The organism is Corynebacterium falsenii (assembly GCF_020099275.1).
Taxonomy (GTDB): domain Bacteria; phylum Actinomycetota; class Actinomycetes; order Mycobacteriales; family Mycobacteriaceae; genus Corynebacterium; species Corynebacterium falsenii.
In genome coordinates this window covers 1355930-1368584 of sequence record NZ_CP083646.1, presented here as the reverse complement: position 1 = coordinate 1368584, position 12655 = coordinate 1355930, and the positions used below count along the sequence as shown (strand labels likewise).

Below are 12655 nucleotides of genomic sequence, written 5' to 3'. Positions count from 1 at the left end.
CAAGCGATGGAGCGCCGCGTTTCCCCTGTGAAGAATGTGGGGAAACGCGGCTGCTTCTTTTTTAGCGCTGTTGTGTCATCGCCTATTGTGGTGATTATGGCGAAAGACATCCGCGAAAAGGAAAACAAGAAGGCTGAGAAGGCCGCCAAGCGGGAACGACGCAAGCAGACTCGTTCCCAGCTGTGGCAGGCCTTTAAGCTGCAGAAGGGGCGGGATAAGAAGCTGATCCCGTACATGCTGCTGGCATTCCTCGTGCCCGTAGTACTGTTGCTGCTGCTCAGCACCGTGTGGGGTTATTGGTGGCTGAACCTGATCCTCGGCATCTTCATCGGCGCGGCCGCGGCAATGTGGGTCTTCAGCCGCCGCTTGCAGCAGGGCGTGTACGACCAGATCGAAGGGGAGGCCGGTGCTGCAGCGTGGGCGCTGCAGAACATGAAAAACGGCGTGGGCATGAAGTGGATCACCGAGCCGGGCGTGGCCAGCAACACCCACATGGATGCCGTGCACCGCGTGGTCGGTACCCCGGGTGTGATCCTCGTTGGTGAGGGGTCGGAGCGTCGCGTGAAGCCGATGATTGCACAGGAGCGCAAGAAGCTCGCCCGCATCCTTGGCAAGACCCCGATCTATGACGTCATGGTCGGCGACGGCGAGGGCCAGGTTCCGATTAAGAAGCTGCAGAGCCACCTTATGCGGATGCCTCGCAACATTAAGAAGGACGAGGTGGACGCGCTGAACAGTCGCGTGGAGTCCATCTCTCGGTTGAACTCCCCGCAGAATGCTATTCCGAAGGGTTATATGCCCAAGGGCGGCCAGATGTCCGGTATGAACCGCCGTGCACGCCGCGCTGCGGAGCGCAGCAAGAAGCGCTAAAACTTACCCAACGCGCTAGCGCTTCTTGCTCTATAACCTCTATAACGAAGGCTCGCTTCCCCCTCCACGATTGCGATCGTGAAGGTGCGGAAGCGAGCCTTTGTTATGGGGCCAGCCTTTGTTGTGTGGGGTGAAGCGATGCCCCGAACGCTAGTGCCCTGCTGCTAGTGCCCTGCCGCTAGCGGGTGCGGATCACCGCGGTACCCGTGGCGCGGTCGTGCATGCCACGGCCGTCGGTGTCCTGGATGACCGGCGGCAGAAGGAAGATCGTAAAGATCACGCGGACCACCGAGCGCCACAGCCCCACTCGCTGGGAGGGGTCGTCGATGCGGGCCACACCGATGCCCATGATGGCGTGTCCGGGAGACTGGGCGAACAGCCAGACCGTGACCACGCGCCAGATGATGAAGAAGATCATGGAGGCGGTGGCGTTGTCACCGAACCAGTTGGTGTTGGGGGTGATGATGGCCGCCATCGCGTAGCAGATCGACCAGTCGATCAGCAGTGCTGCCATGCGGGGGAACAGCCCGGCCAGGGAGCCCTTGCCTTCGCGGGGCAGACCGAGGTTTTCACCGGGGTAGGAACTGAGCTTGGTGGGGTCTTCGTTTTCACCTGGAACCAGGGGGCCTTCGAGCCACGTGCGCTTTTCACTCATGATGCTTCAAACATTATCTGTCCTGGCTAGGTGCGCACAATCGCCACGCAATCCAACCCCCGCGTAGCCTTGCACGGCGTTAAAATCCCGTTGAACTGCGCGCGTTGTCCGCGTATATGCGTATGGTTGGTGGTGTGGCGCCTTTGTTACGCGATTACTACTTTGTGACAAGCGACACAACAGAGTTAATAAGCACGAAACATTGAGGTGACAGTTGAGCAACAACTGCTGGCTATCATCTCGTGGTGTGCAGAGGAGAACAGTGTTCATCCGGAACACCGTGCCCCCCGCTACTCAGCAAGATTCCAACTGCAAGGAACGGATTTAGACAGTGTCATTCAAGACAGCAGAAGATGTCGTCAAGTACATCAAGGATAATGACGTAGAGTTCGTCGATGTGCGCTTCACCGATGTCCCCGGCATCGAGCAGCACTTCACCATCCCCGCCGAAGCGTTCGATGAGGAGGTTGCTGAAGAGGGCCTGGCGTTCGATGGTTCTTCCGTCCGCGGTTTCACCACCATCGAAGAGTCGGACATGAACCTGCTGCCGGATCTGGCCACCGCGAAGATCGATCCGTTCCGCAAGGCCAAGACGTTGAACATCAAGTTCTTTGTCCACGATCCCTTCACCCGCGAGCCGTTCTCTCGCGACCCGCGCAACGTTGCCCGCAAGGCCGAGCAGTACCTGGCTTCCACTGGCGTGGCTGACACCTGCTACTTCGGCGCAGAGGCAGAGTTCTACCTCTTCGACTCCGTTCGCTACGAGGCAGAGACCAACCGCTCCTTCTACGAGGTTGACTCCGTTGAGGGCTGGTGGAACCGTGGCTCCGAGTTCAACCCGGACGGCACCCAGAACCGTGGCTACAAGACCCGCATGAAGGGCGGCTACTTCCCCGTCGCACCGTACGACCACTACCAGGACCTGCGCGACGACATGTCCCGCAACCTCATCAACGCCGGCTTCGACCTGGAGCGCGCGCACCACGAGGTCGGCACCGGTGGTCAGCAGGAGATCAACTACAAGTTCAACACCCTGCTGCACGCTGCGGATGACCTGCAGACCTTCAAGTACATCATCAAGAACACCGCATGGAACGCTGGCAAGTCCGCCACCTTCATGCCGAAGCCCCTGGCAGGCGACAACGGTTCGGGCATGCACGCTCACCAGTCCCTGTGGAAGGAAGGCAAGCCGCTGTTCTTCGATGAGTCCGGCTACGCTGGCCTCTCCGACACCGCCCGTTACTACATCGGCGGTATCCTCAAGCACGCTGGTTCCGTGTTGGCCTTCACCAACCCGACCCTGAACTCCTACCACCGCTTGGTGCCGGGCTTCGAGGCTCCGATCAACCTGGTGTACTCGCAGCGTAACCGTTCCGCTGCCGTGCGTATCCCGATCACCGGCTCCAATCCGAAGGCGAAGCGCATCGAGTTCCGCGCTCCGGACCCGTCCGGCAACCCGTACTTCGGCTTCGCTGCCATGATGCTGGCCGGCCTGGACGGCATCAAGAACCGCATCGAGCCGCACGCTCCGGTCGACAAGGACCTCTACGAGCTCCCGCCGGAGGAGGCCAAGGACATTCCGCAGGCCCCGACCTCCCTTGAGGCTTCCCTGAAGTCCCTGGAAGAGGATCACGAGTTCCTCACCGAAGGCGGCGTGTTCACCGATGACCTCATCGACACCTACATCGCCTACAAGTACGACTACGAGATCGCTCCGGTTCGCCTGCGCCCGACCCCGCAGGAGTTCGAGCTCTACTTCGACTGCTAGTAGCTCGCCCCCGATCGTTGAAGCCTCGGCCCGTCCTCGGGCCGGGGCTTTCCCTTTTAGTGTCGACGCCACCAGCTCGCACTGCTCACTTATTCCGACGGATCGTGGGGGTAATTCTGGGTTGAGCGGACGCAACTGGGCCGTGGCTATAAAGTATTGAGTGAGGTTTCACTTTTCGTTGCTTGGGGCGTAAATTGGCCTACATTGCACAAAAGATATATCCACATACATACCTGTCCTGACGAGCCGGGCCGGGTGTTGTTTTTACTGTGAGGAAGATGTGATCGCTGATGGCGGATAACCATGTGGCCGTGAAGGCGGAGGGGATCTCACTCACCGGTGACGAGGGTAAGGTCTTCGGACCGCTGGACTTCGAGATCCCCGCGCAGGGTCTCACCAATCTCCTCGGCGCCGGCGGGTCGGGCCGAACGGCCTTGGCGCTGGTTCTTTCGGGGCGTATGAAGCTCTCTGATGGGCACCTAGAGGTGCTCGGAATGACGAAACATACGCATATCCAAAAGCATGTCGCCATTGCTGGCGTCGACCAGATTGATCTGCTGGAACGCTCCGTGAAGGTGCAGGACATCCTGACCGAAAACAAGGCGTGGCAGAAGGTCTGGTTCGCACCAATCCGCAAGGCCGACGAAGACGACCTCCGCGAGTTCTGCGGTTATGTCTATGGCGACCGCGACCTTCCCCCGCTGGACGTCTACATCAGCCAGCTCACCAACCTCGACAAGCAGCTCATGCGTATCAGCCTGGCGCTGCACCCGGCTCACGGCGGACCGATCGAGATGCTCGTCATGGACGACCTCGAGCAGGTTCGTGAAATGGGCGACCGCGAAGTGCTGCTGCACATGCTGCAGCGCATCAGCAACGACATCCCCGTGGTCGTCAATTCCGTCAACCCGATCACGGACATGATCGAACCCGTGGAAGTCATTGAATTGGATACCAACCTCGGACACGCAGTGCCGGAGCACGTAGGGCTCGCACCAGAAGGAGATTACGCATGATCGCCGGGCTTCACTTCAACTCCGAGATTCGGAGCTTCAAGCGCCACAAACTCACCAAGGTGGCGCTCATTGCCATCGTCTTGATGCCGCTGCTCTACTCCGCGCTGTACCTGTGGGCATTCTGGGATCCGTTCAACAAGGTCAACGACTTGCCCGTGGCTCTGGTCAACTCCGACCAGGGCACCGTGGTCAACGGCAAGAAGCTCAACGCGGGCGATGAGGTCGTCCAAGGTCTGCACGACAACGATCAGATCACGTGGATCGACACCACCGAGGAGCAAGCCCAAGAGGGCGTGGCCTCCGGTAAGTACTACTTCTCCCTGCAGATCCCGGAGAACTTCAGCCGTGCGGTGGCTTCCCCGGCAACGTCGCCGGATCCGCAGAAGGCTCAGTTGATCAGCACCTACAACGATGCGAACAACTACCTGTCCACCATCATCGGCCAGAACGTGATGCGCGAGGTCATCAACGTCATCGGCTCGAAGATCAGCTCCCAGGCCGTGGATCAAGTCCTGGTGGGTATCCAGGATGCCGGTACCGGCCTGACCCAGGCGGCCGAAGGCGCCGGCAAGCTGGCGGCTGGTACCAACCAGCTCAAGGATGGTTCGGTTCAGCTCGACGACGGCGCCCACCAGCTGCAGGCCGGCCTGGTCCAGGCCAAGAACGGCTCCCAGCAGCTCGCCAACGGCGCGGGCCAGCTCAACAATGGCCTGGGTCAGCTGTACGACGGCTCCGGGCAGCTCGCCGCGGGCACCACGGAATTGGCCAACAAGGTCAATGAGGCCGCCGGCAAGATCAGCGGTCGCGGAAACGATCTGCGCCGCCTCGAAGATGGTGTGAACCAGCTCGCCGATGGCGCGGCTCAGATCAACAACGGCGTGCAGGAGCTTAAGGGCAAGGCTGATATCGTCACCCAGTTCCAGGCAGATCAGGCCAACAACCTGACCCTCGTCGCCAACCAGCTGCGTGCCTCCAATGATCCCATTGCGCAGCAGGCTGCAGGCCAGCTTGATATCGCCATCCGCGCTCTGCGCACCGAGGCGCTGGGACCGAAGTCCCAGAACGCCGCCGATATCGCACGCCTGGCGGACGGCACTGCGCAGCTGGCGTACCAGCTCAATAACCAGGACGCTCCGTTCCGCAGCGGTATCAACCAGATCTTCACCTTGCCGCAGCAGTTTGGCCAGCTCCAAGACGGTGTGAACCAGATCAACACGGGCGCGAATACCCTCCACGAGAAGATCGGCGAAGCCCGTGATGGTTCCACTCGCCTGGCAGATGGCGCCAATCAGCTCAACGAGGGCAACACGAAGCTGCTCGATGGCGCGAATCGTCTGACCGAGGGCACCACCCAGGCCCGCGATGGCGTACAGCAGCTCGATGCCGGAGCGAACGAACTCTACAAGCGCCTCGATGAAGGCTCCAAGCAGGTTCCGAAGTTCTCCAACGCCCAGCGCTTGGCCAAGGCCGATACCATCGGTGATCCGGTGAAGATGGATTCCTTCAATGACTCCGGCACGAACACCTTCGGCGCTGGCCTGGCTCCGTTCTTCTTCAGCTTGGCCATGTTCATCGGTGGCATCCTGACCTTCGTTCTGCTCAAGCCGCTGCAGGCTCGCACCGTCAACTCCGGTGTGCACTCCTGGCGCGCCGGCATGGATGGATTCCTGGCGCCCGGTATCATCGCCGCCCTGCAGGCCATCGTCATCGTTGCGGTGACGATCTGGGGCGTGGGCATGATGCCGCACAACATCCTGGGCCTGTTCGCCTTCGCCGTCCTTGTGGCGGGCGTGTACTCGGCCATGAACCAGATGTTTATCGCGGTGCTTGGCCCTGGACCAGGCCGTGTCACATCACTGGCGTTCCTCATGATCCAGGTGGTGGCCTCCGGCGGCCTCTACCCGGTGGAGACCCAGAACAAGATCTTCCAATGGTTCCACCCGTTCGACCCGATGACCTACGCCGTCAACGGCTTCAGGCAGCTCATATACGGCTTCTACGATGAGCGTCTGCCCATCGCCATCGGCGTGCTGATATTCATCGGAGCGCTCTCGATGCTCGGTACTACGCTCGCGGCTCGGAAACAGCGAACGTGGACCATGGACACGCTGCATCCGGTGCTCGACGCCTAACCGCCGAACCGGGGCTCACCACGGTCTGTGCCACACCGTGCGCCCCACCCCGCACCACAGCCTGTATCACAGCCTGCATCACAGCCCGGCATGCGCAAGGCCCGCCAGTGAAACATTCACTGGCGGGCCTTTTCCGATGGGTGTTCTTGCGCCCCTATCGCTAGTCTTCCTTCAGGACGAGGTGCGAGCCATCGGCGTCGAGAAAAATAAACGGGTCAAGGTCCTGACCCTCCTTGATCACGGACACAGCACCATTGGATTCCAACACCATCGCCGCGATGTCACTCAGGGAGCCTGCACCAGCCTGGCGGGCCGCGGCGCGAACATCCTCCAAGTCCGTGTGCGTGTGATCGAGAGCCTTCTGCACCAGCTGGCCGTGGGCGACCAGAACAATGGGACGGGCGTTGAGCATGCCAGAGGCGCCGCGAACGTGGCGCATGGCTCCGAAGACTGCCACGAGGGCCATGAGGGTCGTCAGGCCGAGCACACCGGCCGCCAGTGACGGCGGGTGGCCGATGATCACACGACCCGCGACGGCGCCGACCATGATGAGCAGAATGGCGTCGAATCCACCCATGGGGGAAAGAATTCGAGCGCCAAATATCTTCACCAATAAAAGAAAAGTGAGATAAATACCGATGGCGGAGAAAATCACCACCGGGATACGCCACAAGTCCATTCCGAGTTGCTCTTGAATTGCCGGCCCCCATCCCTGCTCCGGCGTAAACGATTCAAGGCCAAGAATGAGTGGCCTGCTATCCATGAGAATTCTCCCTATATGCGAACGTCACTAGCGAAGATCACTTCCCCTCCGCCTGCCAGCGACGTCCCTGATAGGCAGAGTGCAGGCGTTAGGACGCATGCACCCGGCGCGATATCAGCCGTGCTAATCCGACGACGAAGAACTGGAGGAGTTGGACGATTGTTCTGTTACTTCGTCCTCAATCTTCTCCTTCAATTGTTCATCGTCTCGCGGGGAATCGTCAATATGCTTCTTCAGTTCCTTCTCGTCATCCTTCGAGAAATCCGCATCCGGATTCTCGCGATTCTCCGTGAGCTCATGGATGCGATCGCGGCGCTTCGATTCTTCTTTGATGTGGTCACGGGACTTGATCCACCATGCGACCATTACGGCGATCATGACCAGGCCGATGTAACCCAAAACCGGGTAGACGTAGGTCATGAGGGTTTCGAAGCCCACGAAGGAGACGACGAATCCGAGGAGAGTGACCACGATGAACGTAGGGCGGAACGAGCGCTTTCCGTTAGCCGTCAGCCGCTTGCCGAGGGCGTAGAACATGCCGATGGCGGTGTTGAAGACCATGAAGAAGATGACAAAGGCCATGAGGAAGCCCAGCACCGGGTGGATGTGGTTGATGAGCTCCAGCATGGGAACATCCTGACCCGCCACCGTGCCGATGTTGAGGTACAGGGTGACCGCAGCGATGATCAGCATGATGGTGTAGATCGCACCGCCAAGCAGACCGCCAATTCCCGCCTCCTTCGGCGAGGCGTAGTTGCCGCCGATGACCAGAGACATCGACACGCCGAGCAGCAGGGCCAAGCCGTTGTAGTTCACGGCAGAGAGGAACTACGGGGATACCGGGGAAGCCTCCGCCTGCGCGGTGGCGTTAAGCGTGGACATATCAGTGGGCATGTTCATCAGCGTGTAGACGAAACCAATGAGGACCGCGACGATGATGAGAGGGGTGAGCATGCCGATGATCTGGCTCACCTTGTCCACGTCCAGCATGCCCGCTGCGATCACCACGAGGGTCATCACGGCTGAGCCAATCCATGCCGGAATGCCGAATTGCTGATTCAGGTTGGCACCTGCACCGGCCAGCATCACGAATCCCACAGCGAACAGCGTGATGGTCACGGAGAGATCCAAGAATTTGGACACAATGGGGTGGGAGACATTGCGGAACACGAAATTGTGCTCCTCGGCAAGGAAATAGCTGCCGATTTGAAGGATCACGGCTCCGGCAGCGGTCATGATTACGCCGGAAAGAACTGCTCCCCAGATTCCCATGGAACCGAAGGATACGAAGTACTGAATGACTTCCTTTCCGGTGGCAAAACCGGCGCCAACCGTGAGGCCGACGAAAGCCATGGCAATAGACAAAGATCTTTTCACGTTTAGAAACACCTCAGATTAGGAAAAGCATGAGCACAGAAAATCTGAACGTGATCAAACGTTACTACCCTCACCACAGGCCAGCCGAGTCAGCAGGGGCAGCACACGTGCTGTTGGTTGCCGTTGGTTGCTGTTGGTTGCTGTTGGTTGCCATTCGTTACAGCCTGAGTGCTCGATCCACAGCCGCCAGCGTTTGATCAAGATACCCACCACCGAACAACGCCGCATGCAACCAGAGGATGTACTGCTGATGCAGCGGCACCCGATTGCGCCAGCCCGGTTGCAGCTGGCCAGTGTCTTCGTAGGCTCCGAGGATCGCCCCGAGATGCGGGGCACCGAACATATCCAACGCGGCCAGGTCGGTTTCGGGATGGCCGCCGTGCGCCACAGGGTCGATGAGAATCCCTTCAACGTCGGCGTGCCGATCCGGGCTGCCACTGGAGTTCTCGCTGGCGCCTTCCGCCGAGATACTCCCCCACAGCACATTCCCGCTCCACAGATCACCGTGGATCCGCGCGGGCGCGGTTCCATCATCGAAATCACCGGCAGCAAGACGCTCTAGGAGCGCATCAATCTTGGCGTTATCGCCGCTGCTCATGCGGGGCCGCACACGGTCGACGAGCGGTTCTAGGCACACCGTTGCGAAAAACTCTCCCCAGCTGTCGAAAGGGCGCAGGGGAAGATCGAGGAGTTGATCGTTGGGCCCTTGAAAGCCGTGTCCACCACGACCGCTGAGGTCATCGAGACCACCGAGGTTGCTGAGGTCATCGAGGGGACTCGCCCCAAAGCTGTTCGCCCCGTAAGCATGCGTAGCCGCCAACGCCCGGCCGAAACGCTCCGCCGCTTCGCGCGTGGGGGTGGAAGGTTGCACGGACTCGATCGCAAAACCATCGCCGGTGACCTCGAGCACTCGCACTACCCTGGCTCCGCCGGCTTCCATCGCCTCCCCCAACCAGCGCAGCCCCGCCACCTCCCATTGCCCAGTGGCACCGGGGTTGTTTTTCCAATAGGAGTCCTGGGCTGAATGGTTCGACGAGTTGTGAGACGACCTATGAGACATAGTCCCCACCCTATCCCCACACAGAGATCGTGCAAGATGCTCGCAATCCACCGCAATCCCCTCCGCAAGACACGCCCCTGACCACGGTCGTTCCGGATTCTTGAACACAGTTCAAGGACGTCATTAGGATGTAAAACATTCCCAACAACTCAGGAGACGCGATGACGACCGCCACCACTGATTCCACCCAATCCGGCACCGAAAGCCCGGCCATCCTCAAGAAGGCTCGCGAGCAGGTCCTCGAAAAGGGCATCCCGCTGAACTACGAGGACACCCTCGAAGTCCTCAAGATCGACGACGAGCACCTTGACGAACTGCTCGACATCGCCCACCAGGTTCGCCTGCGCTGGTGCGGCGACGCCGTGGAGATGGAAGGCATCATCTCCCTGCAGACCGGTGGCTGCCCCGAGGACTGCCACTTCTGCGCCCAGTCCGGACTGTTCGAATCCCCCGTGCGCTCCGTGCAGCTGGACATCGCCCAGCTCATCGAGGCCGCCAAGCAGACCGCCAAGACCGGCGCCACCGAGTTCTGCATCGTCGCTGCCGTCAAGGGACCCGATGAGGACCTCATGCAGCAGATGGAAAACGCGGTCGACGCGATTCAGGCTGAGGTGGACATCAACGTAGCGGCGTCGATCGGTATCCTCACCCAGGAGCAGGTCGACCGTCTCAAGAAGGCCGGCGTGCACCGCTACAACCACAACCTGGAAACCGCCCGCAGCTACTTCCCCGAGGTCGTGACCACCCACACCTGGGAAGAGCGCATCAACACCCTCGAGATGGTGCGCGACGCAGGCATGGAGGTCTGCTGTGGCGGCATCGTCGGCATGGGCGAGACCGTTGAGCAGCGCGCCGAGTTCGCCACGGACCTGCAGCGCCTCAACCCCACCGAGGTTCCCATGAACTTCTTCGACCCCCGCCCCGGCACCCCGTTCTCCCACTTGGAGCCGATGGAGGCCAACGAGGCGCTGAAGACCATCGGCGCGTTCCGCCTGGCACTGCCGCAGGTCATGCTGCGCTTCGCCGGCGGCCGCGAACTCACCCTCGGCGACCTGGGTGCGGAAAAGGGCATGCTCGGCGGCATCAACGCCGTCATCGTGGGCAACTACCTAACGACCCTGGGCCGCCCCGCTGAGCGCGACATCGACATGCTCGGCAAGCTGCAGCTGCCGATCAAGGCTCTCAACGCGACCCTCTAAATCCGCCCCCTACAGATCGTAGGCTTGAACCCAAGGCACCGCCGTGAACACCATCGATAGCGCTCCCAGCGCGCACCCCAACCCATCGCCATCGGCTTTGCCGCTGCCGCATGGCACCAGCGAGCTGACGGCGGCCTACCTGCTGGGACAGGAGATCAGCTACGACCCGCACAGTGGTCAGCCACTCTGCGCCGAGGGCATCAAACCCGCCCGCGGAGCTTTGGCTGGGCGCAGCGTGGGTGCCCGCGCGGGTCTGGAGCCGCCGCGGTTCTGCCCACTGTGCGGTCGCCGAATGCAGGTGCAGGTTGATCCCATGGGATGGACCGCCGCGTGTTCCCGCCACGGGGATATCGACGCGACGATCTACCTCGATCGCATGCCCACCCTGCCCGAGCAGGGCTAGCCCCCCCGCACCTTTTCCTCTCCCATTCGCGCCCCCTCGTGGGGCGCTTTTTATACGCTAGGCACGTGATGACCACTCCAGATGATTCCTCCCGCTCTTTGTCCTCAGACGCCACCAGCTGCTCCCCCGCCTTCAGTGTGCATCGGGCGCACCGGGTTGCCTCCGTGGGCGAGACGATCTTCGCCACGATGAGTGCCTTAGCCGCACAGCACAAGGCCGCGAACTTGGGGCAGGGCTTCCCCGACGAGGACGGCCCCCAAGAGATGCTGGACATCGCCGCGCGAATGGTCCACGAGCCCGGCGCCACGATGAATCAGTACGGACCCGGCCGGGGGCTTCCGGAGCTGCGGCGGGCCATCGCGGCCGACCGCGCGCGCCGGCATGGCCACGAGCTGGATCCAGAGACAGAGATCGCCGTGACCGTGGGGGCAACCGAGGCCTTGGCCGCGAGCATCCTGGGATTGGTCGAGGAAGGATCCGAGGTCGTGGCACTGGAGCCGACCTACGATGCGTACCCCGCGGCCGTGGGACTGGCCGGGGCCACGCTGGTGCCGGTGCGCCTGCAGCGGGTGCAGGCCGACCAGGACAACTCTGCGGGACACACGTCCTTTGCCCTGGATCGGGAGGCCTTCGCGGCGGCGCTGAGCCCGCGCACCTCGGCGATTCTGCTGAATACTCCCCACAACCCCACCGGAACGGTGCTGAGCCGGGAGGACCTAGAGTTCATTGCCGACTGTATCCGGGGCACCCAGATCGTCGTGATTACCGACGAAGTCTACGAGCACCTCGTGTTCGAGGGCACGCACGTTCCCTTCGCCACGCTCACAGGGATGCGCGAGCGCACGGTCACGATTTCCAGCGCAGCGAAGAGCTTCAACGTCACGGGCTGGAAGATCGGCTGGGCGATGGCACCCGCCGAGCTGCTCGATGCCGTGGTGGCGGCCAAGCAGTTCCTCAGCTACGTGGGTGCCACGCCATTCCAGCCCGCGGTGGCGTGGGCCTTGGACAATGCCCACGACTGGTCGGTGCAGTGGCGCGACACCCTCGAACGCCGCCGCACCGAACTGGCCGAGGCACTGCGGGACATGGGCATGGAAGTCTTTGAGGCTCCGGGTACCTACTTCCTCATCTCCGACATCGCCCCGATGTTCCCTGGGGAATCCGCCGTCGATTTCTGCACCCGGCTGCCCAAGGATGCGGGTGTGGCCGCCATTCCCGTGAGCGTGTTCCTCGCCGACGGTGGTCCTGAGGCCACAGACTCTTCCTACTCGTCCTGGAATACCCTGGTCCGGTGGACATTCTGCAAGAACGACGAGACCATGGCCACCGCCATTGACCGACTACGCTCCTTCACCCGTGCTGCACAACTCAGGTAGTGCTAAACTAATCACGAACTTTTGTCAAAGAAAGGA

General features: G+C 61.2%; 12 protein-coding genes. 7 read left to right on the top strand and 5 right to left on the bottom strand.

Translation table 11 applies throughout. From position 1 onward, the window contains the following. Positions 1 to 96 precede the first annotated feature (96 nt). On the top strand, positions 97 to 870 hold the full coding sequence (locus LA343_RS06075) for a DUF4191 domain-containing protein (protein ID WP_025402453.1): 774 nt from the start codon (positions 97 to 99) through the stop codon (positions 868 to 870). Between the two features lie 178 nt (positions 871 to 1048). On the opposite strand, the gene LA343_RS06070 is transcribed toward LA343_RS06075, so the two are convergent. After that, entirely contained in the window at positions 1049 to 1525 is a 477-nt protein-coding gene (locus tag LA343_RS06070; protein WP_025402452.1) for an RDD family protein, read from the bottom strand. Between the two features lie 331 nt (positions 1526 to 1856). Here LA343_RS06070 and glnA point away from each other — a divergent pair, with 331 nt between their 5' ends. The 3 genes from glnA (at position 1857) to LA343_RS06055 (ending at position 6441) form a co-directional block, all read left to right on the top strand. Beyond that, on the top strand, positions 1857 to 3293 hold the full coding sequence (gene glnA, locus LA343_RS06065) for a type I glutamate--ammonia ligase (protein ID WP_025402451.1): 1437 nt from the start codon (positions 1857 to 1859) through the stop codon (positions 3291 to 3293). A gap of 290 nt (positions 3294 to 3583) precedes the next feature. Continuing rightward, a complete protein-coding gene (locus LA343_RS06060; RefSeq protein WP_025402450.1) occupies positions 3584 to 4309 on the top strand; it encodes an ATP-binding cassette domain-containing protein in 726 nt (241 codons plus the stop codon). Then, positions 4306 to 6441: a YhgE/Pip domain-containing protein gene (locus LA343_RS06055; protein ID WP_025402449.1), complete on the top strand. Its 2136-nt coding sequence runs from the start codon at positions 4306 to 4308 to the stop codon at positions 6439 to 6441. The genes LA343_RS06060 and LA343_RS06055 overlap by 4 nt, the downstream gene beginning before the upstream one ends. 160 nt (positions 6442 to 6601) lie before the next feature. Here LA343_RS06055 and LA343_RS06050 read toward each other — a convergent pair whose 3' ends face one another. From LA343_RS06050 to LA343_RS06035, 4 genes are all read right to left on the bottom strand, one after another. Next, entirely contained in the window at positions 6602 to 7120 is a 519-nt protein-coding gene (locus LA343_RS06050) for a DUF421 domain-containing protein (protein WP_224208602.1), read from the bottom strand. A gap of 207 nt (positions 7121 to 7327) precedes the next feature. Continuing rightward, positions 7328 to 8020, bottom strand: a complete 693-nt coding sequence (locus LA343_RS06045; protein WP_224207751.1) for a hypothetical protein — start codon at positions 8018 to 8020, stop codon at positions 7328 to 7330. Positions 8021 to 8032: 12 nt separating this feature from the next. Then, entirely contained in the window at positions 8033 to 8557 is a 525-nt protein-coding gene (locus tag LA343_RS06040; protein ID WP_224207752.1) for a hypothetical protein, read from the bottom strand. A gap of 181 nt (positions 8558 to 8738) precedes the next feature. Beyond that, positions 8739 to 9641 (bottom strand): fructosamine kinase family protein, encoded by a 903-nt coding sequence (locus LA343_RS06035; RefSeq protein ID WP_052337533.1) that lies wholly within the window; start codon positions 9639 to 9641, stop codon positions 8739 to 8741. Positions 9642 to 9802: 161 nt separating this feature from the next. On the opposite strand from LA343_RS06035, the gene bioB reads away from it, so the two are divergent. The 3 genes from bioB (at position 9803) to LA343_RS06020 (ending at position 12619) form a co-directional block, all read left to right on the top strand. Further along, complete coding sequence (gene bioB / locus LA343_RS06030) at positions 9803 to 10840, top strand: biotin synthase BioB (protein WP_025402446.1); 1038 nt, start codon at positions 9803 to 9805, stop codon at positions 10838 to 10840. A gap of 43 nt (positions 10841 to 10883) precedes the next feature. Continuing rightward, positions 10884 to 11243, top strand: a complete 360-nt coding sequence (bsaP, locus tag LA343_RS06025) for a biotin synthase auxiliary protein BsaP (RefSeq protein ID WP_396021861.1) — start codon at positions 10884 to 10886, stop codon at positions 11241 to 11243. A 188-nt stretch (positions 11244 to 11431) separates the two neighbouring features. Then, entirely contained in the window at positions 11432 to 12619 is a 1188-nt protein-coding gene (locus tag LA343_RS06020) for an aminotransferase class I/II-fold pyridoxal phosphate-dependent enzyme (protein WP_025402444.1), read from the top strand. Positions 12620 to 12655: the final 36 nt, after the last annotated feature.